Genomic DNA, 25,883 nt, shown 5'->3' with positions numbered 1-25,883 from the left:
GGCCGAGGCAGGTGTCGTCTTCCTCCTCCTCTGATTTCTTACTACATAGTTCAGGCAGTATTCATGACCGACCAGATACAGCGTTTCCTTTTCGACAACACCAATGTGCGTGGTGAAGTCGTTTCCCTCGAGCAGGCCCATGCCGAGGTCCTCGAGCGGCACGACTATCCGCCTGCCGTCACCCGGCAGCTCGGCGAGCTTCTGGCCGCCGTAGCGCTGCTCACTGAGACCGTCAAGCTCGATGGCACCATGAGCATCGAGGTCCGGGGCAAGGGAGCCTTGTCGTTGCTGATGGCGGAATCGAATCCCGGTGGCGAGCTGCGTGCCATCGCCCAACTGGATGAGAATGCCGCGATCCCTGATGATGAGGCCGGCTTTGCCGAATTGCTTGGCGAAGGGCAGATCACCATCACCCTGGATCCCCGTGAAGGGCGACGGTATCAGGGCATCGTCACGCTGGAGCGGGATAGCCTGGCCGGATGTCTGGAAGATTACTTCAGCCGCTCCGAGCAACTGCCCACGCGACTCTGGCTGGCTGCCGATCAGCAACGCTGTGGAGGGCTGCTGCTGCAGCGCTTGCCCGATGAGTCCTTGAATCAGGACGAGGATGCCTGGGAGCGCATGGTGCATCTGGCTGCCACCGTCACGGCCGATGAACTGCTGGCGCTGGAACAGCATGACCTGCTGCATCGTCTCTTCCACGAGGAGCAGGTGCGGGTGTTCGATCCCAAGGCCTTGCGCTTTGGTTGCACCTGCTCCCGTGAGCGCATTGCGGGAGCCCTGTTGAGTCTGGGTAATGAGGAATTGCGCGATATCCTGGCCGAGCAGGGTGGCATCGCCACCCAGTGCCACTTCTGCCATACCCGCTACCAGTTCACCGTCGCCGAGGTCGAGGCGATGCTCGACGACCCGGAAGGGCCTCCGCCGACGGTTCACTGAATCAGGAGCGGCAAGTCGAACAGCGTGGATCATGAGGTGATCGGTCCTGATGTAGTAGTAAAACTACAAGAACGTCGGGCAATGTCGGCGTTTCCCGATGGCTGGGTTTTTGCCATAATGCGCGCCACTCATCCTCAAACGGGCGTCGCCGAACACGAGACGGGTAACCGCATGCGGCGTTCGAGGGATGGGCAGACACGCGTCAAGGACGCCCGGCAAACGAGAGAGAATTGGCCGCAAGGCCCAGGAACCGACATGACCACGACTCAAGCCGTTCCACAGGCTGCCAGTGCGCAGTCCGCCACCGCCCACGTCAACCTCAGCAGCGCCGAGTTGATCGAGCGTGCCGTGGCCAATGGCGAAGGCCGTCTGGCGGCCAATGGCGCACTGGTGGTGAATACCGGTCAACGTACCGGCCGCTCGCCCAAGGATCGTTTCATCGTCGAGGAGCCGTCCACCAGCGGCCAGATCGACTGGGGCAGTGTCAACCAACCCTTCGATGCCAACAGGTTCGATGCCCTCTGGGAGCGTGTCGAGGCCTATCTGGGTGCCAGCGAGCACTATGTCTCCGAGTTGCACGTGGGCAGCGACCCGGTCCACTACCTGCCGGTTCGCGTGACCACCGAGACGGCCTGGCACAACCTGTTCGGCCGCACCATGTTCGTGCGTCCCGAGCCGTACAACCCCTCGGCCAAGGACGAGTGGACCATTCTCAATGCGCCTTTCTTCGAGTGCGAGCCGGCGCGTGATGGCACCAATTCCGAAGGCTGCGTGATCATCAACTTCGCCGCGCGCCGGGTGCTGATCGCGGGCATGCGTTATGCCGGCGAGATGAAAAAGGCTATGTTCTCGGTACAGAACTTCCTGCTGCCGGCCTCCGATGTGCTGCCGATGCATTGCAGTGCCAATGTCGGCGAGGATGGCGAGACCACCTTGTTCTTCGGGCTTTCCGGAACCGGCAAGACCACCCTGTCCGCCGACCCGTCGCGTTTCCTGATCGGCGACGACGAGCACGGCTGGGGTGTGGGGACCGTCTTCAATATCGAAGGGGGATGCTATGCCAAGTGCATCGATCTCTCCGAGAAGAACGAGCCGGTAATCTGGAATGCCATCCAGTTCGGCACCGTGCTCGAGAACGTGGTCCTCGATGATCGTCGCCAGCCGGATTATGCCGACGACAGCCTGACCCAGAACTCGCGTGCCGCGTATCCGCTCGAACACGTCGAGAAGCGTGTGGCCGAGAATCGAGCCGGCGAACCCAACGCCATTGTCTTTTTGACCTGTGACATGAGTGGCGTGCTGCCGCCGGTTTCCGTGCTCTCCAAGGAAGCGGCGGCCTATCATTTCCTGTCGGGCTATACGGCCAAGGTGGGCTCTACCGAGATGGGCTCCTCCGAGGGGCTGGCGGCCACCTTCTCCACCTGCTTCGGGGCGCCGTTCTTCCCGCGCCCGGCCCGGGAATACGCCGACCTGCTGATCAAGCGCGTGGCCGAGAAGGATGCCCAGGTCTATCTGGTCAACACCGGCTGGACCGGCGGTGCCTACGGTGAGGGTGGGGCGCGTTTTTCCATCCCCACCACGCGCGCCATCATTCATGCCATTCAGTCCGGGGTGCTGCGCGATATCGAAACCAAGCGCATCGAAGGCCTCAATCTGGAGGTGCCGACGGCCGTGCCGGGCGTTGAGACCCGCCTGCTCGACCCGCGCGAGACCTGGGCTGACCGGGAGTCCTATGATCGCCATCTCAAGGAGCTGGTGTCCAAGTTCGTCGATAACTTCAAGAAGTTCGACGGCGTCAGCGAGGCCATCATCAAGGCCGGTCCCAGCCTCGACTGAGTTCCGAGGGCGACACTGAACACCGCTGCTTGCGGAGAGTCGAAAGCGGAGAGGGGCATTCCTCTCCGCTTTTTTCATCGCACCTGGGGCAGCGGGCCCTCGCGGATCACGTCCTGGAAAAGGAGTCGTGCCATGCAACGTCGTCATTTTCTCGGTCTGTTGGGGCTCGGTGGCCTGGCCGGCCTGGCTCCCGGCCTTGCCAGTGCTCGCCCCAAACTGGATCTCTCCCCGGCGCCGGGCCTCGAGACGCTCGAGCTCACCGAGGCCGAGTGGCGGGAGAAGCTCACCGATGAACAGTTCGAGATACTGCGGGAAGCGGGGACGGAGCCGGCCTTTTCCAGCCCGCTGGATCAGGAAACCCGGAAAGGCGTCTATCATTGCGCCGGTTGTGACCTGCCATTGTTCGAAAGCGGCATGAAATATGACTCCGGCACGGGCTGGCCGAGCTTCTTCACTCACATCCAGGGTCACCTGCTCACTGAGCTGGACTTTGTCCTGTTGATACCGCGTACCGAATATCACTGTGCCCGTTGCGGCGGTCATCAGGGGCATGTCTTCGAGGATGGCCCCGAGCCCACGGGACTGCGCTGGTGCAACAACGGGCTGGCCCTGACCTTTGTGCCGGCCTAGACGTGCGTGGCGAGGCTCGCGCCTCGAGCGTCGTGTGGCCGCGGAGGCGGGAGTGAGCGCTTGCCTGCAGCTTGCGTACACCCCGCGCACTCTATAGAATACTTGCGCCCGTTCGTCCAGCGAGCGGGCAACGTATATTCCGAGAACCACCTCCTTGCTTCCCCTGGGGTGCTCAACGCCTCCACCGGAAGCTGCCAAACCGCAAGGAGAATCCATGCGTCATTACGAGATCGTCTTCATGGTCCACCCGGACCAGAGCGAGCAGGTCCCGGCGATGGTCGAGCGTTATACCGGCATCGTCACCGAGAACGGCGGAACCGTGCACCGTCTCGAGGATTGGGGGCGCCGCCACATGGCCTACCCGATCAACAAGATCCACAAGGCTCACTACGTGCTGATGAACGTCGAATGCAGCGGCGAGACGCTCGAGGAAATCGAGAACATCTTCCGTTTCAACGATGCCATCATTCGCAGCCTGGTGGTGCGCTGCAAGGAAGCCATCACCGAAGCTTCACCGATGATGAAGCCGGCCGAGGACAAGCGCGCGCGTCGCGACGAAAAGCCGCGCACCGCCGAGTCCGCCTGAGCCCAACCGTCGCACGTTTGAAGGAGTCTTCACATGGCACGCTTTTTCCGTCGCCGCAAGTTTTGCCGTTTCACCGCCGAAGGCGTGAAGCAGATCGACTACAAGGATCTGGACACGCTCAAGGCCTACGTCACCGAGACCGGCAAGATCGTTCCCAGCCGTATCACCGGCACCAAGGCTCGCTACCAGCGTCAGCTGTCCACCGCCATCAAGCGGGCACGCTACCTGGCGCTGCTGCCTTACACCGATAGCCACCAGTAAGCCACCGTCACGATGCTGCCTGTCGCTCGATGGCTGATGCAGGGCTTGCCCCAGGCGACGATCGGGGCGGCCGTCAGCACCCTGGTTCCCTGGCTTTTCTGGCTGGGGGCTGCCATCGCGGCGCTGGTCACACTGCGCAGGGGGCTGTCGTCGGCCTTGCCGGTGATCGTGGCCGCCGCCCTGCCCGCAGGGTGGTGGTGGAGCCAGGGGGATGTCATTCCCCTGTCCAGCGTCCTGCTGGTGACCCTGATGGCAGTAGTGCTGCGTGCCCGGATGCGCTGGAGCGAAGCGCTTGTCATCGGTGCCCTGGGAGGGGCGCTGATGATCCAGTTGGGGATCTTCCTGCCGCCTGGCGGGGTCGAGCCCCTGCTGGAGCAACTGCGCCAGGGCGCACCGGAGATCGCGACGATGCTCGACGATCTGGCGGGGCAGGGCGTGGACACCAGGCAACTCGCCAATCTATTGATCGGCGGTGTCACCGGCCTGGTGGTGCTGCTGGTGTCGGTAGGGTGCCTGGCGCTGGCCAGAGGTTGGCAGGCCGGGCTCTATAATCCCGGCGGCTTCCGCGAGGAATTCCATGCCCTGCGGCTGGCGCCTCGTGAGCTGCTGGTGCTGTTCGGGATCGGCCTGGCTGGCGTAGTGCTCAACCTGCCCGGTCTGGGCATGCTGGTCTGGGTTCCGCTGCTGGTGGCCGGCATCGCGCTGGTACATGGTTTTATTGGATTGAAGGGAATGCATGGGGTGTGGCTGGGCATCTTCTATGTCCTGCTGATCTTCACCTGGCCCATGATTCTCATCGTGCTGCTCGTGGCCTTGCTGGATTCGTTCGTGGATTTCCGCGCACGCCTCGGCCACGGCAACTGACAAGAGGTTAACGAGATGGAAGTCATTCTGCTCGACAAGATTGGCAAGCTGGGCGGTCTGGGTGACCAGGTCAACGTCAAGCCTGGCTATGGCCGTAATTACCTGGTGCCCTACGGCCTTGCCGTGCCGGCCACCAAGGAAAACATCGAGGCCTTCGAGGCCCAGCGCGCCGAGCTCGAGGCCGAAGCGGCCGAGCGCAAGGCCGAGGCCGAGGCTCGCGCCGAACAACTCAACGACATCGAATTGTCGCTGGTTGCCAAGAGCGGTGACGAAGGCAAGCTGTTCGGTTCCATTGGTCCGCGTGATCTGGCCGAGGCGATCTCCTCTGCCGGTATCGAAGTGGCCAAGAGCGAAGTTCGCATGCCGCAGGGGCCGATTCGCCAGACCGGCGAATACGACATCGACCTGCACCTGCATGCCGAAGTCGACGCCACCGTGCGCGTGGTGGTCGTGGGCGAATAAGCCCGATCAGCGATGTCCACGCGGATGTCCAGGGGCGCGAGGGCTAACCTCGCGCCCTTTTTTGATTGCCTGTGTGCCACCACCGAGGCATGGGGTCGTCTTTCCCCTTCGGGTAGAATGGTGGCGCCGATTTCGTCAAGGGCCTCGCCGTCATGAATGAACCCCTCGAGCTCGACAAGGAAACCGCGGCGCTCAAGGTGCCGCCTCACTCGCTGGAGGCCGAGCAGTCGGTACTCGGCGGTCTGATGCTCGATAACCTCGCCTGGGACAATGTGGCCGACCGGCTCGTGGCGGATGACTTCTACCGCTACGAGCATCGCCTGATCTTCAACGTCATGGGCCAGCTTGCCGAGGAGGCTCGCCCCATGGACGTGGTGACGATGTCGGAGGCACTGGAAGGGCGCGACCAGCTGGACACCGTGGGCGGCTTGGCCTACCTGGCGGAACTGGCCCGCAACACGCCGTCGGCCAGCAACATCCGCGCCTATGCCGACATCGTTCGCGAGCGGGCCACCCTGCGCAAGCTGATCCGCGCCGCCAATCAGGTGGCGGAGAGCGCCTTCGCGCCCCAGGGGCGTCCTGCCGACGAGCTCGTCAACGAGGCCGAGCGGCTGGTCTTCCAGATCAGTGAGGAGCGGCCCAAGTCCGGTGGCCCCATCGGCATGAGCGATCTGCTGGCCAAGGCCGTGGACCGCATCGATGAGCTGTTCAACATGCAGGGTGAGATGACGGGGCTGTCCACCGGCTTCCGTGATCTCGACGACATGACGTCCGGTCTGCAGCCTTCCGATCTGGTGATCATTGCCGGACGCCCTTCGATGGGCAAGACCACCTTTGCCATGAACCTGGTCGAACATGCGGTGATCTCCAGCGACAAGCCGGTGATGGTGTTTTCCATGGAGATGCCGGCGGAGGCGTTGATGCTGAGGATGCTGTCGTCGCTCGGGCGCATCGACCAGACGCGGGTACGTACCGGCCAGCTGGAAGACGAGGACTGGCCGCGGCTTACCTCGGCAGTGAACCTGCTCAAGGACAAGCAGCTGTTCATCGACGATACGGCGGCCCTGTCGCCCAACGAGATGCGTTCGCGCGTCCGGCGAGTGGTGCGGGAGCACGGTAATCTCGCCCTGATCATGATCGACTACCTGCAGCTGATGCAGATTCCCGGATTCTCCGAGAACCGTACCGGGGAGATCTCGGAGATATCGCGCTCGCTCAAGGGCCTTGCCAAGGAGTTCGGCTGCCCGGTGGTGGCGCTCTCCCAGCTCAACCGCTCCCTGGAGCAGCGTCCCAACAAGCGCCCGGTCATGTCGGACCTGCGCGAGTCGGGCGCCATCGAGCAGGATGCCGACATCATCGGCTTCGTCTATCGTGATGAAGTCTACAATCCCGATAACCCCGACAATCAGGGGCTGGCCGAGGTCATCATCGGCAAGCAGCGTAACGGTCCCATCGGTACGGTGCACATGGCCTTCATCGGCAAGTACACGCGCTTCGAGGATCTCGCCCCCGACAGCTATGGAGGCGGCGGGTTCGGCGAGTGAGGCGCAATGCTTGAGCCGAGCAGCGAGCCCCGTATAATCCGACCCCCCAACAGCATACTGGAGGAAGACCATGGCAGGCGGATTTCGGCGCGGCAACCGTCGCCGTGCCCCGAAGCTCGAGGCGCGTGGCGAGTTGCAATCGGTGGAGCGGGAAGGGCCTTTCAAGGAATGGCTGGGGATGCCCGATCTGTACCGCTATCAACTGGTGGTGGATGGCGAGCATTACAGCTATCAGACCGAGGATGCCGAGTTGCCCGTCGAGGTCGGTGATCGAGTAGTGCTGCGCTACAAGGAAACCAAGGCCGGCAAATGGGTCGATCGCAACTCCCTGGGCAAGGCCATCGATCCCTCGGAATACCAGTAAGGGAACCCAAGGTCTCGCCATCGGTCACAGGAGCGACACGGATCGGTCATCCAGGTGTCACGTGACATCTCCAGGCTGGAGCCGATCTACCCTAGTCGACTCCCGGATGGAGGGATTCATGGACCTCAATGACCTCAGGGCCTTCGTGGCTCAGCACGACAATTTCGAAATCCGCGTGATCGGCCATGCGGGCAATCGGTTCTACCAGGTGGAACTCGAAGACGTGGAAGGGCAGCGCCACATGCTGACCTCTACCGGCAAGCCCATGCTGTTTCGCTCGCTGGACGACGTCTACCTGGAACTCAAGCGCGCCGGTGTAAACCGGGCCTATCTGGTGGAACAGGTGCCCGAAGACGAGATGATCGGTCACCGGGCCCGTTATCGGGATCCGCTGAACGCGCGCATGCCGCTGGTCTTCTGAACGGCCACCATCGACTGCCATCATTCACCCTGATATCACCTCTTTCGGCTCCGACGTTGGCGAGCCGATCTTTCCTCCCGCCATACACCTCATCGATCGACACAACGACCGTCGGGCCTTCGAGAATCGGGCCACGGCGGAGCCGCGCGTGTGGGTGACGGCACGTTCCGGTTCGCTCGCCTCGGTCAGTAATCGCTACAATTCTTGTACAAATTGAGTTGATAGTATAACTCTATTCCGCCAGTCGCCGTGCCAATGGTATCCTTGTGCTCCCATGGCCCCGCACCGCAGGAGACTTCGACATGGCACACCCCGAGGAAACGGCATCCTTGTCCCGGACACCTGAGGGGCATCCCGAACTCAAGGGGGGCAAGGTCGGCGTGGTTCTGGCCAATCTTGGCACGCCGGATGCGACCGACTACTGGTCGGTACGGCGTTACCTCAGCGAATTTCTCTCCGATCGCCGTGTCGTCGACTACTCGCCCTGGCTATGGCAACCGCTGCTGCAACTGGTGATCCTCAGCCGTCGTCCCTTCGCCTCTGGCAAGGCCTACCGTGGCATCTGGAACCGGGAAAGGGACGAGAGCCCCTTGCTGACCATCACCCGCGAACAGACTGACAAGCTCGCGACCGAACTCGGACGTCTCTATGGGGATAGGCTCGAGGTGGCATTCTGCATGCGCTACGGTAATCCTTCGACCGAAAGCGTCCTGAAGCGGTTGCAGGCCCAAGGGTGCGAGCGAATCGTGTTTTTCCCGCTGTACCCGCAGTACGGTTCGCCGACGACCGCGACGGCCAACGACCAGGCCTTCCGGGCCTTGATGAAGCTCAAGTGGCAGCCGGCCATCCGGACCGTGCCGGCCTACTTCGATCATCCGGCCTATCTCGAGGCTCTGAGTGCTTCGGTGCGCGAGGCCTATGCCGCCGCCACGTCCCGCCCGGAGGTGCTGGTGGCCTCCTATCATGGCGTTCCCAAGCGATTTCTCGACGAAGGCGACCCCTATTACTGTCATTGTCGCAAGACCACGAGGCTGTTGCAGGAACAGCTGGGGCTGGATGACGACGCCATCGTCACCACCTTCCAGTCGAAGTTCGGGCCTGAAGAGTGGGTGGGGCCGGCTACCGTGGAGCATGTCGCCGAGCTCGCCAGGCAGGGCGTCCGGCATATCGCGGTGGTGTCGCCGGCGTTCTCCGCCGATTGCGTGGAGACTCTGGAGGAAATCGAGGAAGAGATTCGCGGCGCCTTTCTCGATGCCGGCGGCGAGACCTTTACCTATGTGCCATGCCTCAATGCTCGTGACGACCACATTCAGGCGCTGACGGCCATCGTCGAGCGCGAACTCGCCGGCTGGCTATGAGCGCCGACGCTCCTTAAGGGGCCATCATGGCCCCTTAGTCGTGTCCCGCGTCCGGATGATGCGGCACCGGTTTCTTCCCGACTTCCTCGTCACGTAGTTCGGCCGGCTGACCCTGCGTCTTGTCAACGCGCTTGAGCTGCTGGTGCAGGCCCGTCTTGGCCAGCAGGTGCGCACTGACGGGGGCCGTGATGAAGAGGAACAAGGCGATCAGCAGTTCCTGAATCACGGGGTAGTTGTCGATGACGCCGAAGTAGAGCATCGAGGCGACCAGGATGCAGCCGATCCCCATGGTAGTGGCCTTGGTCGGCCCGTGCAGGCGCATGTAGAAGTCCCGCAGGTGAGTCATGCCCAGCGAGCCGATGAAGATGAAGGCGCCGCCGGCGATCAGAAAGAGTGATATCACGCCTTCCAGGATCACATAGATCGACATGTGATGTGCTCCTTCTATTCGATGATGTCGCCGCGTAGCAGATACTTGCACACGGCCACGGTACTGATGAAACCGAGCATGGCGATCAGCAGCGCGGCCTCGAAGTAGGTCTTGGTATTGAGCCACAGCCCCATCAGCACGATCAGCGCGATGGAGTTCACGTACATGGTGTCCAGCGCCAGGATGCGGTCCGGCATGTCGGGCCCGACCGAGAGGCGGTAGGTATTGAGCAAGATGGCGATCAACACCAGGGCCAGGCTGATCTTCAGCGCGATATCTAGCATTCGTAGATCTCCTTGAGCGGCCGCTCGTAGCGCTCACGGATTTGCTCGATGAGCGCTTCGTCATCTGCAACGTCCAGCGCGTGGATCAGCAGGGATTTGCCATCCATGCGCAGGTTGGCCGATACCGTCCCCGGCGTCAGGCTGATGGTGTTGGCCAGCAGCGTGATGGTGAAGCGCTCCTGCAGCATCAGCGGATATTCCACGAAGTGCGGGCGCGTGCGCCGCCAGGGATTGACGATCAGCCAGGCGACATGGAAGTTGGCGACGATGATGTCGCCCAGCACGCGCAGCACGAAGCGTAGCAACAGCCCGGGGCGGCGTACGCTTGGCTGAACATCCCAGAAGCGATAGGTATACAGGGGGATGACGATCGCCAGGACGCTGCCCAGCAGGATCTGGCCCGGTGATAGGCTGCGCACCATCAGCAGCCAGACGGCCAGCAGCAGCAGCGACAGCAGGGGAATGGGGAGCCAGCGGCGGGGCTTGATCATGGGGCGCCTCCATTGTCGGACAGTAACGCGCTCACCAGGGCGCCGGGATCGGCCAACTGAGCAGCGGTGGCTTGGGTATAGTCGCTGATCGGTCCGGCCAGGGCTACCAGCAGCGGCGAGGTGGCAAGCAGCAGGCTCACGCCGATCCATTGTTGGCGGGGCAGCGGCTCGCCGCCTCGTTCGCCTTCATGGCTACGCCAGAACAGCGTCGATCCCGCCCGAGAAAGAGCGATGATGGCGCACAGGCCACTGATCAGCAGAATGGGCCAGAGCCAGGGGCGCTGCCCGGCATCGGCGGCATGCAGCAGCAGCGCCTTGCCGATGGCACCGGAAAGTGGCGGCAGGCCGGCCATGGCCGCGGCGCCGAGGAAGAAGAGCCCCGCCAGGGCGCCGCCCTGGGTCAGGGGGCGGCCCTTGACGATGCGTGTGCCGGCCTTGCCGCGCTGCTGGGCGATCATTTCCGCCAGCAGGAACAGGCCGCCGGTGACCAGGGTCGTGTGCACCAGGTAGTAGAGCAGCGAGGCGGTGGCCTCGGGCGTATTCATGCCGACCCCGGCCAGCAGGGTGCCGGCAGAGACCAGGACGAGATAGGCGACCAGCAGGCGAAGATCTCTCGCGGCCAGCACGCCGATGGTGGCGGCCACCAGGGTGGCGAGTGCCATCCACCACACCCAGGGCTGCTCGAGGGCAGCGAGCTCGCCGGCCTGCTCGCCGAACACCAGAGAATAGACCCGCAGGATGGCGTAGACGCCGACCTTGGTCATGATGGCGAATAGCGCCGCCACCGGTGCCGGGGCGGCGGCATAGGCACGTGGCAGCCAGAAGTAGAGCGGCAGGATGGCGGCTTTCAGGCCGAAGACCACCAGCAGCAGCAGGGCGCCGGCGGTGACCAGCCCGTTGCGCTCGGCGGGAAGCTCGCCCAGGCGTGCGGCCATGTCGGCCATGTTGAGGGTGCCGGTGGCGCCATAGAGCACGCCCACGGCGATCAGGAACAGCGCCGAGCCGGCCAGGTTGAGCACCACATAGTGCACGGCCGACTGTATCCGCGATTTGCCTCCACCATGCAGCAGCAGGGCGTAGGAAGCCAGCAGCAGCACCTCGAAGAAGACGAAGAGGTTGAACAGGTCGCCGGTCAGGAAAGCGCCGTTGATCCCCATCAGCTGGAGCTGGAAGAGTCCGTGGAAGTTGCTGCCTTTCTCGTCGTCACCGCCGCAGGCGAAGATCACGCAACCGATCGCGAGAACCGAGGTGAGCATCACCATCAGGGCCGAGAGTCGATCCAGCACCAGCACGATGCCGAAGGGCGGCTGCCAGCCACCGAGGGCGTAGTAGGCAATCTCGCCGTCGGCGGCCCGCAGCAGCAGGGCCAGGGAGATGGCGGCGAGTGCCAGGGTGGCGGCGACGCTCGCGATGCGCTTGAAGCGCGTGCTGCCGAAGCGCGAGCGCAGCAGTACGACGCCCATGACGAGCGGCAGGACGACGGGCAGGACGATCAAATGCTGTATCACCGACGCGTCTCCTCTCGATCCTCATGCTTGCGACCATCGACATGGTCGTTGCCCATGTCGCCCCGGGCGCGCATGGCCAGGATGACCGCAAAGGCCGTCATGGCGAAGCCGATGACGATGGCGGTCAACACCAGTGCCTGGGGCAGCGGATCGGCGTAATCGCCGTCACCGTTGACGACGACGGCGCCATCGGTCGTCAGTCCGCCCATGGAGAACAGGAAGAGATTGACGGCATAGGACAGCAGGGTCAGGCCGACCACCACGGGGAAGGTTCTGCCCCGTAGTGTCAGGTAAAGGCCACAGGCGCTGAGCACGCCGGTGGTGATGGCATAGAGGCTTTCCATCAGCTCGTCTCCTCGCTGGGGGGCGCGATGTTGCTTTCCTTGCTCGGCCGGTGCGGTGTCGTCAGCTTGCCGAGGTTGGCCAGGATCATCAGGGTCGCTCCGACCACGGCCAGGTAGACGCCGAGGTCGAAGATCATGGCCGTGGCCAGTTCGAAGTCACCGATCACCGGCAGATGGAAGTGGCCGAAGGACGATGTCAGGAAGGGATGGCCGAACAGCCAGCTGCCGAGACCGGTCAGGGTGGCCAGACCGACCCCGGCGATGGCCACGGGCTGGTACTGGAAGTCCAGGCGCGCCTGCGCCCACTCCACGCCCCGGGCCATGTAGAGAAGGATCAGGGCCACGGCCGTGATGAGGCCGGCGATGAAACCGCCTCCCGGGAGATTGTGCCCGCGCAGGAAGATGAAGGCGGACACCAGCAGGGCCAGGGGCAGCAGCGCCTGGGAGATGGTGGTCAGGATCATCGGATAACGATCGGGAGACCAGAGCCGGCCCTCGGAATCGCTGTGTGGCATGAACAGGCGCAGACGATTGAGCAGCTTCAGGATCGCCAGTCCGGCGATGGCCAGCACGGTGATCTCGCCCAAGGTATCGAAGCCACGGAAGTCGACCAGGATGACGTTGACCACGTTGTGACCACCGCCGCCGGGAACGCTGTTGTCGATGAAGAAACCGGCGATGCTGGCATTGTCCCGGGTCAGGACAGCGTAGTTGAGGCTGGCGATGACCATGCCGAGTGCCATGGCCAGCGCGCTGTCGCGAAGATTGCGCGGCATCGAGGATTCACGAGGCGTTTTCTGGGGCAGGAAGAACAGCGCCAGCATCAGCAGGATCATGGTCACCACTTCCACCGAGAGCTGGGTCAGGGCCAGGTCCGGGGCGGAGAAACGGGCAAAGGTCAACGAGACCAGCAGGCCCACCATCGACAGCATCAGCAGTGAAATCAGGCGATAGCGATGGGTGGCCACCGTGGCGATGCCACTGAACATCAGCAAGATGGCGCCGGTCAGTAGCACACCGTCGATTTCGCCGCGGGGCTGGTCACCAGCCAGGTTCGGCATCATGAACAACCCGAGGCCGGCCAGCACCACGGCGGTGAGCAGCAGCAGGCTCATGTAGCGTTGCAGGGAAGCGTTGTCGAAGCGCCCGAGCCAGGCTTCGGCGTAGCGGCCGACGCATTGCACCGAGCCCTCGAACACCAGGCGTGCATCCACTGGCTTGAAGCCCTTGAGGAAGCGCTGCAGGTGGCGGTGCCCCAGATAGGTGCCGACCCCGGCGGCCAGGGCGATCAGACTCATCAGCAGCGGCAGATTGACGCCATGCCAGATGGCCAGATGGAATTCCATGGGCTCGCCGAGTACCGCTCGGGTGGCCAGGTCGAGCAGGCCGCCGGCCAGTGGCGAGGGAAGCAGCCCCACCAGGATGCAGAGCACCGCCAGCAATTCGACCGGCGCTCGCATCAGGCGAGGGGGTTCGTGAGGCGACTTGGGCGGTGCCTCGCGAGCGGGCTTGAAGAAGACCGCATGCACCAGGCGCAGCGAGTAGGCGACCGACAGGATACCGCCCAGTGTGGCCAGTACCGGCAGCAGCCAGCTGATGCCGCCGAGCATGTCGGTGCCGGCGGCGCTGGTGAAGAACATCTCCTTGGAGATGAAGCCGTTGAGCAGGGGGACGCCCGCCATGGCTGCCGCGAGGATCGAGGTCAGCAACGCGGTGATCGGCATGGCCCTACGCAGGCCGCCGAGTCGTGAAAGGTCGCGGGTACCGGTCTCGTGATCGATGATGCCCGCGCTCATGAACAACGCTGCCTTGAAGGTAGCGTGATTGAGGATGTGAAACAGCGCGGCTAGTACCGCCATGGGCGTGCCGATTCCCAGCAGGGCTGTGATCAGGCCCAGGTGGCTGACCGTGGAAAATGCCAGGATGCCCTTGAGATCGGTCTTCATCAGCGCGAACCAGGCGCCGTAGAGCAGGGTCGTCATGCCAACCAGCGTCACGACCAGGGTCCAGAGCTCACCACCGGCGATGGCCGGGTGGAGGCGGGCCATCAGCAGAATCCCTGCCTTGACCATGGTGGCGGAGTGCAGGTAGGCCGAGACCGGTGTGGGCGCGGCCATGGCGTGAGGCAGCCAGAAATGGAAGGGGAACTGGGCTGACTTGGCGAAGGCCCCGAGCAATACCAGGCCAAGTGCCAGCGGGTAGCGCTCATCGGCCAGGATGACGTCGCCACTGGCCAGCACCTGGTTCATGTCGAAGCTGCCGATCATGTCGCCGAGCAGCAGCAGCCCGGCCAGCAGCGCCAGGCCTCCGGCGCCGGTGACCGCCAGTGCCATGCGTGCGCCCTTGCGGGCGTCACTGCGATGCGACCAGAACCCGATCAGCAGGAAGGACGACAGGCTGGTGAGTTCCCAGAACATCCACAGCAGCAGCAGGTTGTCGGCCATGGCGATCCCGACCATGGATGACATGAACAGGATCAAATAGGCGTAGAAGCGCCCGTAGGGCTCCTCGGGGGCCAGGTAGTAATGGGCATAAAGCAGGATCAGCAGGCCAATGCCCAGGATCAGCAGGTTGAAGAGCACCGACAAGCCGTCGAGCCGGAAGGCGAGTTCCAGGCCCAGGGAGGGCACCCAATCCACGGCAAAACGCAAGGTCTCGCCGTCGAGCAGGGCGGGGAGCTGTGCCAGGGTCAGCAGTAGAGCCGTGGTCGGCAATACTGCAGTGACCAGTGAGCAGAGAGGGCGTTCGAGGCGAGCGCCGAATGCCGGCACCAGTACTCCGACAAGAGGGAGCAATGCGATCCAGAGCAATGTCATCGATTGGTCATCCTGCGCGTTTGCGTTAGGCCAAGGGTACTGTCCCACCGCAGGAGGGATCGACGACAAGCGCTGAGTGGCGCGTCCGTCCCTGGGTGAACAGGCCCATCAATGGCATTTGGCCACTACTCTAACGCAAAATGGACGCGTCACGCCCCCTTCTCTGGCAAAAGGTAAAGTATCGTGCCCTCTCTTGCCTCGGGGTCACGAGTCGCTCTAGAGTCGGGCCTGGTTTTGAGTACGCTCGGTCGGCTGGGGGTGGCGGCATGCAACTGGCGATACTGGCAGGTTTTGTGGTGGCGGGGCTGGCGCCGCTGCTCCATCGTGGCTTCGGGGCCAGGACACCCTTGTTGATGGCCATGTTGCCGGCGGCCTTCGCCGTGTGGCTTGCCAGCCTGTGGCCGGTTCTTGCCGATGGCGAGTCGCTCCTGCTGGAGTGGGCCTGGGTGCCGGGGCTGGATATCACCCTGACCTTCCTGATCGATGGCCTGTCCTGGTTGTTCGCCATGCTGATCACCGTGATCGGCACGCTGGTGCTGGTCTATGCGGGAGAGTACCTGAAGGGAGAGTGTGACCTGCCGCGCTTTCTGGTGGTGATCACCGCCTTCATGATGTCGATGCTGGGCCTGGTGCTGGCCGATAATCTGGTGGCGTTGTTCGTCTTCTGGGAACTCACCAGCATCACGTCCTACCTGTTGATCGGCTTCCATCATACCGATCCCGTGGCCCGCAAGTCGGCCCAGCAGGGGCTCTTCGTCACCGTCGGAGGCGGGCTGGCGCTGCTGGCGGGGTTCGTCATGCTCGCCCAGGCCGGCGACAGCTGGTCGCTGGCCGTGCTCAACGAGCGAGGCGGGCAGCTCACCGGTCATGAGCTCTATACGCCGATGTTGCTCTGCATCCTGATCGGCGCCTTTACCAAGTCGGCCCAGTTCCCCTTCCATTTCTGGTTGCCCAATGCCATGGCCGCGCCCACGCCGGTCTCGGCCTACCTGCACTCCGCCACCATGGTCAAGGCCGGAGTCTATCTGCTGGCACGCCTGCACCCGGCACTGGGGGGAACCGAGCTCTGGGAGGTGACGCTTTCGCTGGTGGGGGCCGTGACCATGCTGACCGGTGCCTTCCTGGCCATTCGCAGCATCAATATCAAGCTGCTGCTGGCCTACTCCACGGTGATGGCGCTGGGGACGCTGACCATGCTGCTGGGGCTCGGTACCGAAGGGGCGCTGGTCGCCTTCGTCGTCTTTCTGCTGGCCCACTCGCTGTACAAGGGCGCCTTGTTCATGGTGGCCGGTATTGTCGATCACGAGACCGGGACCAAGGATGTCACGGCCATGGGCGGGTTGCGCCGCGTGATGCCGCGAACGGCAGTGGTGGCCTGCGTGGCGTCGTTGTCGCTGGCGGGCCTGCCGCCGCTGTTGGGGTTTCTCGGCAAGGAGTTGATGCTGAAATCGGTTCTCGCCGCCGATCACTATGGCGGGCTGATTCTGCTGCTGGCCTTCACTGGCGCCTTTCTGACGCTTGCGGTGGCGACCATCGTGCTACTGAAGCCGTTCTTCGGGCCGCGCGTCGAGACCCCGAAGACACCTCATGAAGCACCGGCTGGCATGCTCGTTGGGCCAGCCTTGTTGGCGGCGCTTTCCTTGCTGTTCGGCCTGGCTCCCGGCACCCTCGATACCCTGGTGGAGGTCACCGTGAACGGCCTGGGCGCCGTCGAAGCGAATGTGCACTTGGCGCTCTGGCATGGCATCAACCTGCCGCTCTTGCTGTCGATGGCGAGCCTGGTGCTGGGGCTTCTGGTCTTTCGATACTGGGATGGGGTCCGCCGGCGACTGGCCTGGCTCGATCCGCTCATCCATCGAGGTCCAGAACGCGGTTACGAGAAGCTGATGGCCGGCATGGTGTGGGTTGCCGAGTGGCAGACCCGGTGCCTCCAGAACGGCTATGTTCGCAATTATCTGGTGATGACGCTGCTGGTCCTGCTGGGGCTGGTCGGTCATGCGCTGCTCGTTCGCCACCCGCTGGATATCGAGATGTCAATCGATGCCTACTTCCACGAAGTGGTGGTGGCAGGGCTGATGATTGCCGGCGCCCTGGCGGCCTGCGTGATGCGCTCGCGACTGGCCGCCGTGGCTGCCGTGGGCATCATGGGTTTCTCCATTGCCTTGATCTTCGTGCTGTTCAGCGCCCCGGACCTGGCCATCACACAATTGCTAGTGGAGACCCTGACCGTGGTCTTGCTGGTGCTGGTGCTCTTCCGCTTGCCGCGATTTGCCACCCTGTCCGCTCCGGCGGAGCGTTGGCGTGACCTGGTGGTGGCCGGCAGTTTCGGTACGCTGATGACGCTACTGATGCTGTCGGTGCTGAACGGCGAGCGCCTGCCGCGCATCTCCGACTACATGGTGGCCAACAGTCAGCCCCTGGCCCATGGCCATAACATCGTCAATGTCATTCTGGTGGATTTCCGGGCGCTCGATACGCTGGGCGAGATGTTCGTACTGGCGCTGGCCGCGATCGGCGTCCATGCGATGCTGCGTTTCCATGCCGCCGAATACGATGCCGGCCACGGTCAGTCCGGCAGGAGGGGAAACAATGGTTAGATCCGGCACCCTGATCCTCAGTGTGGCGGCACGCCTGCTGCTGCCCCTGCAACTGTTGTTCTCCGTGTTCCTGCTGTTGCGTGGCCATGACGAGCCGGGCGGCGGTTTCATCGCTGGCCTGGTGGCGTCCGGGGCCTTCACGCTCTACTTCTTCGCCTACGGCCGCGGTGCTTTGAGCAAGATGCTCAAGGTATCGCCCCGCGATCTGGTCGCCATGGGGTTGTTGTTCGGTGTGCTCTCGACCCTGCCGGCCTGGTGGATGGGGGAGCCCTTCTTCACTTCCCAGTGGTGGACGATTCCGGTCATCGACTTCAAGGCCTCCACGCCGTTGATCTTCGATATCGGGGTCTATCTGGCGGTCGTCGGTTCGGTGCTGACGGCGATCACCGCGCTGGTCGATACGGATCATGCCGACGATTCGCGAGATTGAGGAGAGAGTCATGGAATCTCTGATGGCAGTGACGATCGGCGTGCTCTTCGCCACGGCGATCTACATGATGCTGCGCCGCTCCATCGTCAAGCTGGTGATTGGCTTGATGCTGCTTTCCAATGCCGCCAACCTGCTGATCTTCTCCATGGCGGGGATGGTGCGCGGTGCCCCGCCGCTGGTGCCGAAGGGACTATCGGCACCAGCGGGGGCCGTGGCTGACCCGCTACCACAGGCATTGGTACTCACGGCCATCGTCATTGCCTTTGGCGTCTTGTCCTTTGCTGTGGTGCTGGTACGCCGAGCCTGGGAGGTCGTGCGTGCCGATGATCTCGATCGGATGAAGGATACCGACACGTGACCCCTCAGATTGCATTGCCCATCCTGATCCCTCTGCTGGCCGGTGCCGTGTCGCTGGTGTTCTGGCGGTCCCGTGGCATGCAGCGTTTCATTGCCGTGCTCGGCACCGCTGGCTTGCTGCTCACCAGCATCTGGTTGCTGGTCTCGGTGAGTCGTGACGGCATCCTGGTGATGCAGATGGGAGACTGGCAGGCTCCCTTCGGTATCAGCCTGGTCGCCGATCTGCTGGGCGCCATCATGGTGGTGTTGACCGGGATCATCGGATTCGCGGTGGCGATGTTCTCGCTGGCCACCACGGGTCGTGGCCACGAGGCCTTCGGCTACTTTCCGCTGATGCACTTGTTGCTGGCCGGGGTGGCGGGCGCCTTTCTCACCGGCGACATTTTCAACCTCTATGTCTGGTTCGAGGTGATGCTGGTGGCTTCCTTCGCGCTGCTCACCCTGGGCAGCGAGAAGCCGCAGATGGAAGGGGCGATCAAGTACGTCACGCTCAACCTGGTGTCGTCGGTGATCTTCCTGATCGCGGTGGGGTTGCTGTACAGCATGGTCGGCACTCTCAACATGGCCGATATCGCCCAGCGACTGCCCAGGCTCGACGGCAACGGCATGGTCGATGCGCTGGCGATGATGTTTCTGGTTGCCTTCGGCATCAAGGCGGCGGCATTTCCGTTGTTCTTCTGGTTGCCGGCGGCCTACCACACGCCGCCGGTGGCGGTATCGGCACTGTTTGCCGGCCTGTTGACCAAGGTGGGTGTCTATGCCCTTTATCGGGTCTTCACGCTGATCTTCCATCATGATCCGGGCTATACCCATGAAATCCTGTTGTGGGGTGCCGGTCTGACCATGCTGTCCGGGGTGCTGGGTGCTGCGGCGCAGTTCGAGTTTCGGCGTGTCCTGTCGTTTCACATCGTCAGCCAGATCGGCTACATGATCCTGGGACTGGCCCTGTTCACGCCCTTGGCGATCATCGGTGGGGTCTTCTACATCGCGCACCACATCATCGTGAAGGCCAACCTGTTTCTGATCAGCGGTATCGTGCACCGGCTGCAAGGCAGCTATCGCCTCGAGGCATTGGGCGGTTTGTATCGTCAGCACCCGTGGCTGGCGGTGCTGTTTCTGATTTCGGCCCTGTCGCTGGCCGGGATGCCGCCCTTGTCGGGTTTTTTCGCCAAGTTCATCGTGATTCGTGCCGGCCTTGAGGCGGGCGCCTATGGCGTGACCTTCATCGCCCTGCTGGTGGGGCTGTTGACGTTGTATTCGATGGTCAAGCTCTGGTCCGAAGTGTTCTGGAAGGCCAATCCGCGCGAGGACGATGAGGCGCCAGATCAGGCCATCGGGCGCGGCGAGCTGTGGTTGATGGTGACGCCGGTGGCGGGACTGGCGCTCTGTACCCTGTTCATCGGGTTCAATGCCGGTCCGCTGTACGCCCTTGCCGAGGCCTCGGCCGGTCAGTTGCTGTCGCCGGAGCGTTACATCGAAGCCGTGCTCGGCGATGTCAGGGGAGGGGAGCGATGATCGGCGTGGTCTGGAACTTGCTGCTGGGGCTGGCCTGGGTCGTGCTGACCGGCGACTTCAGCGGCGGCAACCTGCTGGCGGGGCTGGTCTTCGGGTACCTCGTGCTGGCGCTGATTCAGCCCCAGGTGCCGGCACTGTCGGGCTATGCCCAGCGCTTGCCTCGCCTGGTGCGTTTCGTCGGCTTTTTTCTCAAGGAACTGGTGATGGCCAATTTCAAGGTGTCGTATGACATCGTCACGCCACCCTGGTACATGAAGCCGGGGGTCATCGCCATGCCGCTGGAAGCCCGGACGGAGGTCGAGATCGCCTTTGTGGCCAATCTGATCTCGTTGACGCCGGGCACCCTGAGCCTGGATGTGTCCGATGACCGCCGGGTGTTGTACATCCACGCCATGTTTCTCGATGACGAGCCGGCGCTCAGGCGTAGCCTGGCCGAGCTGGAGCGTCGAGCCCTGGCGCTGTTTCGCTAGCAAGAGAGGTTCTGCATGTCGACCATGGTTCTGATCAGTCTGGCGGTAATGGCATTGGCACTCTGCCTGACCTTCATTCGCCTGTTTCGTGGCCCGAGTCTGCCCGACCGGGTGGTGGCCCTGGAGCTGTTTTCCTCGATTCTCGTCGGCATCATCGGGGTGGTAGCCATTGCCGCCGATGTAGCCCTGTTGCTGGATGTCGCCATCGTCGTGGCGTTGATGGGGTTCATGGCGACGATCGGATTTGCGCGTTTTCTCGAGCGGGGAGGGCCGCGTGATGATTGAGTGGTTCGTCGCGGGCCTGACTCTGATCGGCGCCGCCTTCATGTGCCTGGCCGCGCTCGGCGTACTGCGGTTGCCCGATTTGCTGACCCGCATGCACGCGACGACCAAGGCGGCGACCCTTGGCGTGTCGCTGGTCATGCTGGCAGTGGCCCTGCACTTCGCCGAGGAGGCCGTGGTGGCCAGGGCCTTCGGGATCATCCTGTTCATCATGATGACCGCGCCCGTGGCGGCCCATGCCATCGGGCGTGCCGGCTATTTTGTCGGCGCACGCCTATGGGATGGCACCCTGAAGGATGAACTCAAGCCGCATTACGATCCGCTGAGTCACCGGCTGGACAGTGGGCTGGACAGCGAACGAGGCGACCAGGCCGATGTGTCGGATCGGGAAAAGTGACGAGATGGCGCGATGGGCTGGCGCCCGGTGCCCTTTGTAGGCGATGATCGGGGCCGACACCGCCAAGGAATGCGATGCCATGACGCTCAAGCTGCTCCCCCTCGCCATCTTGTGTGCTGCCCTGGTCGGCTGCCAGAGCACCCAGCCCCGGGATGCCCGGGCCGAGTCTTCCACGACCTCGGAAAACGCCGGATCGACCAGTGGGGCCTCCGTGACCGAAGCGGAGAAAGAATCCTTCGAGGCCTGGCTGGCGAACTTTCGTCGCCAGGCCCGTGCCGAGGGCATCGACGAGACGACCCTCGCGCGCGCCCTGGATGGGCTGCGCTATCAACCCCGGGTCATCGAGCTGGATGGCTCTCAGCCGGAGTTCGTGAGACCGATCTGGGAGTATCTCGACAGTGCCGTGTCGGCGTCGCGCGTCAGCAATGGGCGCGAGCGCCTGGCCGAATACCGCGATACGGCTCGTCAGATGAGCGAGCGATACGGGGTGCCCAGCGAGGTCCTGGTGGCCATCTGGGGCATCGAGAGCAGCTACGGCGACTATCTCGGTGACTTCTCGACTCTGGAAGCGCTGGCCACGCTGGCCCATGACGGCCGCCGCCGTGACTTCGCCAGAGGCGAGCTGCTTGCCGCTCTGCGCATCATCGAGGCCGGCGATATTTCCCCGGAACGCATGAAAGGCTCCTGGGCCGGTGCCATGGGGCATACCCAGTTCATTCCCTCCAGCTTCCTGGCCCATGCCGTGGACGGTGACGGTGACGGTCGCCGGGATATCTGGAGCAACATCGCCGATGTCCTGGCCTCCACGGCGAATTATCTCGACGAGGCTGGATGGCGGGAAGGCGAGCCTTGGGGGACCGAGGTGCGCCTGCCACAAGGTTTCGATTATACCCTGACTGAGCCCGATATCCGGCGTTCCAGTGCCGAGTGGGCGGCGGCCGGCGTGCGTTCCTGGGATGGCCAGCCGCTACCCGACCTTGCCTCGGCCTCGGTGATCACCCCGGCCGGTGCTCAGGGGCCGGCCTTCCTGGTTGGCCACAACTTCCGGACCATCCTGCGTTACAACAATGCCACCAGTTACGCGCTTGCGGTGGCAACGCTGAGTGACAGGATCGCCGGACGCGATGGCATTCAGGGTGACTGGCCACGCGAGCAGCCGCCCCTGAAACGCAGCGAGGTGCGCGAGATGCAACAGCGTCTCGACGATCGAGGCTTCGACGTGGGAACTCCCGACGGCATTCTGGGGCCGAATACCCGTCGTGGGCTGCGTGCCTTTCAGCGACAGATCGGTGTGACGCCCGATGGTTTCGCGACCAAGGCGTTGCTCGAGCGCCTGCGTCGCTGACACGCATGGCATGGAATAGCACGGCAAATAGATAGTACGTCGTCGTTACGATCAAGGAGAGCCCTTCATGAATGCGATGCTTCGTCCTCTGCTGTTGTCCTTGGTGTTGTGCTCCTCGTGGGCGATGGCCGCCGATGAGCAGCATGACGCGGATCAGCCGCTTGGCTGGGTGGAGAAGGTCACGCTCGAGCCCGGGAATGTGGAGATCAAGGCCAAGCTGGATAGCGGTGCGTTGACCTCGTCGCTGGATGCTCGTGACATCGAGGTCTTCGAGAAGGACGGCGAGGAGTGGGTGAGCTTCCGACTCAAGCTCGAGAACGAGGCCAATGGCGAGCGTTTCTCCGAGCGTCTGGAACGTCCGCTCTATCGCGACCTGACGGTGCGCGGTGCGGGCGGTCGGGACGAGCGGCCGGTGGTGCTGCTCGAGGTCTGCGTGGGAGATACACGCTACGAGGAGCAGTTCAGCCTGCGCAATCGCGAGGAAATGAATTACCCGATGCTGCTGGGCCGTCGCTCCATCGGCCATCTCGGCGTGCTGGATGTGCGCGAGACCTTCACCACCGAGCCGGATTGCGATACCGACTCGCCGCTGGTGGCTTTCGACCCCGACGAGGAGTGAGCCCTCGTCGGTCTTCAGGCAAGGCGTGCCAGCAGGGCGGTGACGGCGGTTTCCACCCGCAGGATGCGAGGCCCCAGGTGCACGCCTTGACACCCTGCCTCGAGGAGCTTGTCGACTTCCCAGGGAATGAAACCGCCCTCCGGGCCGACGACCAGGAGAGTCGGTTCATCGACGCCGCGTGGGCAGGCCTCCGGCATGCCGGGGTGTGCCACCAGCCCGCGGCGAGATGCCAGCAGTTCCGGCAGGTGGTCCTCGACGAAGGGGCGGAAGCCCTTGGCCAGCGTCACTTCGGGTAATCGGGTATCGCGCGCCTGCTCGAGACCGAGGACCAGGTGGCGATGGATCTTGTCTGCGCCGAGTTCTGGCGACTGCCAGTAGCTCTTTTCCACGCGACGGGTATTGAGCAGGGTCAGGGATTTCACGCCCAGGGCCGTGGCGTGCTCGAGGCTGCGTGCCAGCATGCGCGGGCGAGGCAGTGCCAGGACCAGGTGAACCGGCAAGGCTGGCGGTGGTGCTTCCCCGAGACCGCTGACATCGAACAGAGCCTCGTCGTCGCGGTGCTCGAGCAGGGTGCCGCGTCCCAGGAGACCGTTTTCGATCCCCAGTGTCAGGGTGTCGCCGACGCGCGCTCGATGCACGTCGCGGAGATGCGCCAGTCGGCGAGGGTCGCGGACCCGGGCCAGTTGCCCGGTCTCGAGGTCCTCGGGCGAGAGCAGGATCAGGTTCATGGCGTCTCGTGATACCTTGTGGTGGATGGAAGGGACCCTGGCGGCGCTTGCCGATTTTCCCCGGGTGCCTTGCATGGTGGGTGGCGCGGTGCACAATACTTGGATGAAGGGCGATCGCCCAGTCGACAATGACAAGGAGCAGCGCCGTGCGCGTGATACGCAAGTATGCCAACCGTCGGCTCTATGATACCGAACAGAGCCGCTATGTAACCCTTGAGGACCTGCGTAGCCTGGTGCTCGACGAGGTACCTTTCCGGGTTGAGGACGCCAAGTCCGGCGAGGATCTGACGCGTACCATCCTGCTTTCGATCATCATCGAGCAGGAGCAGGCCGATGGCGAGGCTGAAGTCTTTTCCAACGACCTGCTGGCCCAGTTCATCCGGGTCTACGACATGGCCAAGCCGCTGCCCCTGGCGCGTTACCTGGAGCAGGGGACTCGCCTGATGCTGGAACAGCAGAAGCACATGCAGGACCAGTGGCAGCAGGCCATGCGGCACACGCCCATGGAGCTGATGCGCGAGCTGGCCGAGGAGAACATGCGTTTCTGGCAGCAGAATCTTGGTGGCAACCGCAACAAGCAGGACGACGACGACAACGACAAGTCGTGATCGGGCGGCGGTCGCGGCGAGTTTCTGACATAATGCCGCGACGTTTCCCCGAGGTATTGAGGTAGAGCAGCGGATGAAGGTTCTGATCATCGGCGGCGGTGGCCGCGAACACGCCCTGGCCTGGAAGGTCGCCCAGTCGGCTCGGGTCGAGTCCGTCCACGTGGCCCCGGGCAATGCCGGCACCGCCCGTGAGCCGGGGCTCGAAAACGTGGCGATCGGCGTCGACGACCTGGATGGCCTGGTGGCCTTCGCGCGCGACGAGGACATCGATTTGACGATCGTCGGCCCCGAGGCGCCGCTCGTCGACGGCGTGGTGGACCGGTTCCGTGAGGCCGGGCTGACAATCTTCGGCCCCACGGCCGGCGCGGCTCAGCTCGAAGGATCCAAGGCCTTCACCAAGGATTTTCTGGCACGCCATGCGATTCCTTCCGCCGAGTATCGCACCTTCGTCGCGGTGGAGCCGGCGCTCGACTATCTCGCCGAGAAGGGGGCTCCGATCGTCATCAAGGCCGATGGCCTGGCGGCTGGCAAGGGCGTCATCGTGGCCATGACCGAGGCCGAGGCCGAGGCGGCGATTCGCGACATGCTCGAGGACAATGCCTTCGGCGATGCCGGTGCGCGCGTGGTGATCGAGGAATTCCTCGAGGGCGAGGAGGCCAGCTTCATCGTCATGGTAGATGGCAACACGGTGCTGCCCATGGCGACCAGCCAGGACCACAAGCGTGCCCTCGATGGCGATACCGGTCCCAATACCGGCGGCATGGGCGCCTATTCGCCGGCGCCGGTGGTCACCCGCGAGGTCCATGAGCGCATCATGGCCCGGATCATCGAGCCCACGGTGCGAGGCATGGCCGAGGAAGGCCATCCCTACACCGGCTTTCTCTATGCGGGGCTGATGATCGATGCCGAAGGCAATCCCAAGGTGATCGAGTACAACTGTCGGTTCGGCGACCCCGAGACCCAGCCGATCATGATGCGCCTGACCTCGGATTTCGCCGAACTGTGCCTGGCCGGTGCCCGAGGCAAGCTCGACGGGCTTTCCTGTGACTGGGACGCGCGCGATGCCGTGGGCGTGGTGATGGCGGCCGGCGGTTATCCCGGCGAGTATCGCAAGGGCGATGTCATCACTGGTCTCGAGGCCGCCGACGCCACCGGCTGCAAGGTCTTCCATGCCGGAACCCGGTTCGGCGAGGGGAAAGAGGTCGTGACCGCCGGCGGCCGAGTGCTTTGTGTGACTGCCTTGGGCGAGGGAATCTCGGCAGCCAGGGATCTGGCCTATCGCGGCCTGGCCGAGATCGACTGGCCCGATGTCGCCTATCGTCGTGATATCGCTCATCGCGCCATCGAGCGCGATGACGGCTGAGAGGCACCTGGGCGCGTGATATTCCGCTCGCAAG

At 63.6% G+C, this 25,883-nt stretch carries 29 protein-coding genes; 22 read left to right on the top strand and 7 right to left on the bottom strand.

All coding sequences use genetic code 11. The annotated features are described in order from the left end of the window. Positions 1-63: 63 nt before the first annotated feature. From hslO to hemH, 11 genes are all read left to right on the top strand, one after another. Positions 64-939 (top strand): Hsp33 family molecular chaperone HslO, encoded by an 876-nt coding sequence (gene hslO / locus A9O65_RS01365; protein WP_064699161.1) that lies wholly within the window; start codon positions 64-66, stop codon positions 937-939. Between the two features lie 255 nt (positions 940-1,194). Beyond that, the gene (locus A9O65_RS01360; RefSeq protein ID WP_064699162.1) at positions 1,195-2,775 is read left to right on the top strand and encodes a phosphoenolpyruvate carboxykinase; all 1,581 of its coding nucleotides are present in this window, start codon (positions 1,195-1,197) and stop codon (positions 2,773-2,775) included. Between the two features lie 132 nt (positions 2,776-2,907). Next, positions 2,908-3,405, top strand: a complete 498-nt coding sequence (gene msrB / locus A9O65_RS01355) for a peptide-methionine (R)-S-oxide reductase MsrB (RefSeq protein WP_064699163.1) — start codon at positions 2,908-2,910, stop codon at positions 3,403-3,405. 214 nt (positions 3,406-3,619) lie between these two features. Beyond that, positions 3,620-3,991, top strand: coding sequence for a 30S ribosomal protein S6 (rpsF, locus tag A9O65_RS01350; protein ID WP_013333282.1), 372 nt, complete (start codon positions 3,620-3,622; stop codon positions 3,989-3,991). A 33-nt stretch (positions 3,992-4,024) separates the two neighbouring features. Continuing rightward, complete coding sequence (gene rpsR / locus A9O65_RS01345; RefSeq protein ID WP_013333281.1) at positions 4,025-4,252, top strand: 30S ribosomal protein S18; 228 nt, start codon at positions 4,025-4,027, stop codon at positions 4,250-4,252. A gap of 12 nt (positions 4,253-4,264) precedes the next feature. Beyond that, entirely contained in the window at positions 4,265-5,116 is an 852-nt protein-coding gene (locus tag A9O65_RS01340; protein ID WP_064699164.1) for a hypothetical protein, read from the top strand. A 15-nt stretch (positions 5,117-5,131) separates the two neighbouring features. Further along, a complete protein-coding gene (rplI, locus tag A9O65_RS01335; RefSeq protein ID WP_064699165.1) occupies positions 5,132-5,578 on the top strand; it encodes a 50S ribosomal protein L9 in 447 nt (148 codons plus the stop codon). A gap of 152 nt (positions 5,579-5,730) precedes the next feature. Next, the gene (dnaB, locus tag A9O65_RS01330) at positions 5,731-7,122 is read left to right on the top strand and encodes a replicative DNA helicase (RefSeq protein ID WP_064699166.1); all 1,392 of its coding nucleotides are present in this window, start codon (positions 5,731-5,733) and stop codon (positions 7,120-7,122) included. A 70-nt stretch (positions 7,123-7,192) separates the two neighbouring features. Continuing rightward, a complete protein-coding gene (locus tag A9O65_RS01325) occupies positions 7,193-7,486 on the top strand; it encodes a hypothetical protein (RefSeq protein ID WP_064699167.1) in 294 nt (97 codons plus the stop codon). A 118-nt stretch (positions 7,487-7,604) separates the two neighbouring features. Beyond that, positions 7,605-7,907: a DUF6482 family protein gene (locus A9O65_RS01320; protein WP_064699168.1), complete on the top strand. Its 303-nt coding sequence runs from the start codon at positions 7,605-7,607 to the stop codon at positions 7,905-7,907. Positions 7,908-8,209: 302 nt separating this feature from the next. Beyond that, entirely contained in the window at positions 8,210-9,265 is a 1,056-nt protein-coding gene (gene hemH, locus A9O65_RS01315) for a ferrochelatase (RefSeq protein ID WP_064701131.1), read from the top strand. Between the two features lie 34 nt (positions 9,266-9,299). Here hemH and A9O65_RS01310 read toward each other — a convergent pair whose 3' ends face one another. The 6 genes from A9O65_RS01310 to A9O65_RS01285 are packed head-to-tail and all read right to left on the bottom strand — an operon-like array spanning position 9,300 to position 15,138. Next, complete coding sequence (locus tag A9O65_RS01310) at positions 9,300-9,695, bottom strand: Na+/H+ antiporter subunit G (protein ID WP_170825749.1); 396 nt, start codon at positions 9,693-9,695, stop codon at positions 9,300-9,302. Between the two features lie 14 nt (positions 9,696-9,709). Continuing rightward, a complete protein-coding gene (locus tag A9O65_RS01305; RefSeq protein ID WP_064699170.1) occupies positions 9,710-9,979 on the bottom strand; it encodes a K+/H+ antiporter subunit F in 270 nt (89 codons plus the stop codon). Next, complete coding sequence (locus A9O65_RS01300; protein WP_064699171.1) at positions 9,973-10,470, bottom strand: Na+/H+ antiporter subunit E; 498 nt, start codon at positions 10,468-10,470, stop codon at positions 9,973-9,975. Before A9O65_RS01300 ends, A9O65_RS01305 begins: the two co-directional genes overlap by 7 nt. After that, the gene (locus A9O65_RS01295) at positions 10,467-11,978 is read right to left on the bottom strand and encodes a monovalent cation/H+ antiporter subunit D (protein ID WP_064699172.1); all 1,512 of its coding nucleotides are present in this window, start codon (positions 11,976-11,978) and stop codon (positions 10,467-10,469) included. The genes A9O65_RS01300 and A9O65_RS01295 overlap by 4 nt, the downstream gene beginning before the upstream one ends. Continuing rightward, positions 11,975-12,322, bottom strand: a complete 348-nt coding sequence (locus tag A9O65_RS01290; protein ID WP_064699173.1) for a Na+/H+ antiporter subunit C — start codon at positions 12,320-12,322, stop codon at positions 11,975-11,977. The genes A9O65_RS01295 and A9O65_RS01290 overlap by 4 nt, the downstream gene beginning before the upstream one ends. Beyond that, positions 12,322-15,138, bottom strand: coding sequence for a monovalent cation/H+ antiporter subunit A (locus A9O65_RS01285; RefSeq protein WP_064701130.1), 2,817 nt, complete (start codon positions 15,136-15,138; stop codon positions 12,322-12,324). The genes A9O65_RS01290 and A9O65_RS01285 overlap by 1 nt, the downstream gene beginning before the upstream one ends. 266 nt (positions 15,139-15,404) lie before the next feature. Between A9O65_RS01285 and A9O65_RS01280 the strand changes: the two genes are divergently transcribed. The 9 genes from A9O65_RS01280 (at position 15,405) to rloA3 (ending at position 23,150) form a co-directional block, all read left to right on the top strand. After that, on the top strand, positions 15,405-17,735 hold the full coding sequence (locus A9O65_RS01280; protein ID WP_064701129.1) for a putative monovalent cation/H+ antiporter subunit A: 2,331 nt from the start codon (positions 15,405-15,407) through the stop codon (positions 17,733-17,735). Further along, positions 17,728-18,165 (top strand): Na+/H+ antiporter subunit B, encoded by a 438-nt coding sequence (locus A9O65_RS01275; protein ID WP_064699176.1) that lies wholly within the window; start codon positions 17,728-17,730, stop codon positions 18,163-18,165. The genes A9O65_RS01280 and A9O65_RS01275 overlap by 8 nt, the downstream gene beginning before the upstream one ends. Before the next feature lie 10 nt (positions 18,166-18,175). Next, positions 18,176-18,523 carry a Na+/H+ antiporter subunit C gene (locus tag A9O65_RS01270; protein WP_064699177.1) on the top strand — a complete coding sequence of 116 codons (348 nt, stop codon included), beginning with the start codon at positions 18,176-18,178 and terminating at the stop codon, positions 18,521-18,523. Further along, positions 18,520-20,037 (top strand): Na+/H+ antiporter subunit D, encoded by a 1,518-nt coding sequence (locus tag A9O65_RS01265; protein WP_064701128.1) that lies wholly within the window; start codon positions 18,520-18,522, stop codon positions 20,035-20,037. The genes A9O65_RS01270 and A9O65_RS01265 overlap by 4 nt, the downstream gene beginning before the upstream one ends. Beyond that, complete coding sequence (locus A9O65_RS01260) at positions 20,034-20,507, top strand: Na+/H+ antiporter subunit E (protein WP_064699179.1); 474 nt, start codon at positions 20,034-20,036, stop codon at positions 20,505-20,507. Before A9O65_RS01265 ends, A9O65_RS01260 begins: the two co-directional genes overlap by 4 nt. Before the next feature lie 15 nt (positions 20,508-20,522). Further along, positions 20,523-20,792, top strand: coding sequence for an MrpF/PhaF family protein (locus tag A9O65_RS01255; RefSeq protein WP_064701127.1), 270 nt, complete (start codon positions 20,523-20,525; stop codon positions 20,790-20,792). Beyond that, entirely contained in the window at positions 20,785-21,186 is a 402-nt protein-coding gene (mnhG, locus tag A9O65_RS01250) for a monovalent cation/H(+) antiporter subunit G (RefSeq protein ID WP_064699181.1), read from the top strand. The genes A9O65_RS01255 and mnhG overlap by 8 nt, the downstream gene beginning before the upstream one ends. A 79-nt stretch (positions 21,187-21,265) precedes the next feature. After that, positions 21,266-22,531, top strand: a complete 1,266-nt coding sequence (locus A9O65_RS01245) for a lytic murein transglycosylase (RefSeq protein ID WP_064699358.1) — start codon at positions 21,266-21,268, stop codon at positions 22,529-22,531. Between the two features lie 67 nt (positions 22,532-22,598). Beyond that, positions 22,599-23,150 carry a retropepsin-like aspartic peptidase RloA3 gene (gene rloA3 / locus A9O65_RS01240; RefSeq protein ID WP_064699182.1) on the top strand — a complete coding sequence of 184 codons (552 nt, stop codon included), beginning with the start codon at positions 22,599-22,601 and terminating at the stop codon, positions 23,148-23,150. A 14-nt stretch (positions 23,151-23,164) separates the two neighbouring features. On the opposite strand, the gene A9O65_RS01235 is transcribed toward rloA3, so the two are convergent. Further along, complete coding sequence (locus tag A9O65_RS01235; protein ID WP_064699183.1) at positions 23,165-23,878, bottom strand: 16S rRNA (uracil(1498)-N(3))-methyltransferase; 714 nt, start codon at positions 23,876-23,878, stop codon at positions 23,165-23,167. Between the two features lie 146 nt (positions 23,879-24,024). On the opposite strand from A9O65_RS01235, the gene phaR reads away from it, so the two are divergent. Continuing rightward, a complete protein-coding gene (phaR, locus tag A9O65_RS01230) occupies positions 24,025-24,486 on the top strand; it encodes a polyhydroxyalkanoate synthesis repressor PhaR (protein WP_064699184.1) in 462 nt (153 codons plus the stop codon). A 73-nt stretch (positions 24,487-24,559) separates the two neighbouring features. Continuing rightward, complete coding sequence (gene purD / locus A9O65_RS01225) at positions 24,560-25,849, top strand: phosphoribosylamine--glycine ligase (RefSeq protein ID WP_064701126.1); 1,290 nt, start codon at positions 24,560-24,562, stop codon at positions 25,847-25,849. The last annotated feature ends 34 nt before the right edge of the window (positions 25,850-25,883 follow it).

It is taken from the genome of Halomonas caseinilytica (assembly GCF_001662305.1).
Lineage (GTDB): Bacteria > Pseudomonadota > Gammaproteobacteria > Pseudomonadales > Halomonadaceae > Halomonas > Halomonas caseinilytica.
The sequence above is the reverse complement of the archived record's forward strand: the minus strand, read 5'-3'. Positions and strand labels throughout refer to the sequence as shown.

Bases quoted from the DNA above. Each gene is read 5' to 3' on its own strand.
- hslO (WP_064699161.1), top strand. From the start codon at position 64: ATGACCGACCAGATACAGCGTTTCCTTTTCGACAACACCAATGTGCGT.
- A9O65_RS01360 (WP_064699162.1), top strand. From the start codon at position 1,195: ATGACCACGACTCAAGCCGTTCCACAGGCTGCCAGTGCGCAGTCCGCC.
- msrB (WP_064699163.1), top strand. From the start codon at position 2,908: ATGCAACGTCGTCATTTTCTCGGTCTGTTGGGGCTCGGTGGCCTGGCC.
- rpsF (WP_013333282.1), top strand. From the start codon at position 3,620: ATGCGTCATTACGAGATCGTCTTCATGGTCCACCCGGACCAGAGCGAG.
- rpsR (WP_013333281.1), top strand. From the start codon at position 4,025: ATGGCACGCTTTTTCCGTCGCCGCAAGTTTTGCCGTTTCACCGCCGAA.
- A9O65_RS01340 (WP_064699164.1), top strand. From the start codon at position 4,265: ATGCTGCCTGTCGCTCGATGGCTGATGCAGGGCTTGCCCCAGGCGACG.
- rplI (WP_064699165.1), top strand. From the start codon at position 5,132: ATGGAAGTCATTCTGCTCGACAAGATTGGCAAGCTGGGCGGTCTGGGT.
- dnaB (WP_064699166.1), top strand. From the start codon at position 5,731: ATGAATGAACCCCTCGAGCTCGACAAGGAAACCGCGGCGCTCAAGGTG.
- A9O65_RS01325 (WP_064699167.1), top strand. From the start codon at position 7,193: ATGGCAGGCGGATTTCGGCGCGGCAACCGTCGCCGTGCCCCGAAGCTC.
- A9O65_RS01320 (WP_064699168.1), top strand. From the start codon at position 7,605: ATGGACCTCAATGACCTCAGGGCCTTCGTGGCTCAGCACGACAATTTC.
- hemH (WP_064701131.1), top strand. From the start codon at position 8,210: ATGGCACACCCCGAGGAAACGGCATCCTTGTCCCGGACACCTGAGGGG.
- A9O65_RS01310 (WP_170825749.1), bottom strand. From the start codon at position 9,695: ATGTCGATCTATGTGATCCTGGAAGGCGTGATATCACTCTTTCTGATC.
- A9O65_RS01305 (WP_064699170.1), bottom strand. From the start codon at position 9,979: ATGCTAGATATCGCGCTGAAGATCAGCCTGGCCCTGGTGTTGATCGCC.
- A9O65_RS01300 (WP_064699171.1), bottom strand. From the start codon at position 10,470: ATGATCAAGCCCCGCCGCTGGCTCCCCATTCCCCTGCTGTCGCTGCTG.
- A9O65_RS01290 (WP_064699173.1), bottom strand. From the start codon at position 12,322: ATGGAAAGCCTCTATGCCATCACCACCGGCGTGCTCAGCGCCTGTGGC.
- A9O65_RS01285 (WP_064701130.1), bottom strand. From the start codon at position 15,138: ATGACATTGCTCTGGATCGCATTGCTCCCTCTTGTCGGAGTACTGGTG.
- A9O65_RS01280 (WP_064701129.1), top strand. From the start codon at position 15,405: ATGCAACTGGCGATACTGGCAGGTTTTGTGGTGGCGGGGCTGGCGCCG.
- A9O65_RS01275 (WP_064699176.1), top strand. From the start codon at position 17,728: ATGGTTAGATCCGGCACCCTGATCCTCAGTGTGGCGGCACGCCTGCTG.
- A9O65_RS01270 (WP_064699177.1), top strand. From the start codon at position 18,176: ATGGAATCTCTGATGGCAGTGACGATCGGCGTGCTCTTCGCCACGGCG.
- A9O65_RS01260 (WP_064699179.1), top strand. From the start codon at position 20,034: ATGATCGGCGTGGTCTGGAACTTGCTGCTGGGGCTGGCCTGGGTCGTG.
- A9O65_RS01255 (WP_064701127.1), top strand. From the start codon at position 20,523: ATGTCGACCATGGTTCTGATCAGTCTGGCGGTAATGGCATTGGCACTC.
- mnhG (WP_064699181.1), top strand. From the start codon at position 20,785: ATGATTGAGTGGTTCGTCGCGGGCCTGACTCTGATCGGCGCCGCCTTC.
- A9O65_RS01245 (WP_064699358.1), top strand. From the start codon at position 21,266: ATGACGCTCAAGCTGCTCCCCCTCGCCATCTTGTGTGCTGCCCTGGTC.
- rloA3 (WP_064699182.1), top strand. From the start codon at position 22,599: ATGAATGCGATGCTTCGTCCTCTGCTGTTGTCCTTGGTGTTGTGCTCC.
- A9O65_RS01235 (WP_064699183.1), bottom strand. From the start codon at position 23,878: ATGAACCTGATCCTGCTCTCGCCCGAGGACCTCGAGACCGGGCAACTG.
- purD (WP_064701126.1), top strand. From the start codon at position 24,560: ATGAAGGTTCTGATCATCGGCGGCGGTGGCCGCGAACACGCCCTGGCC.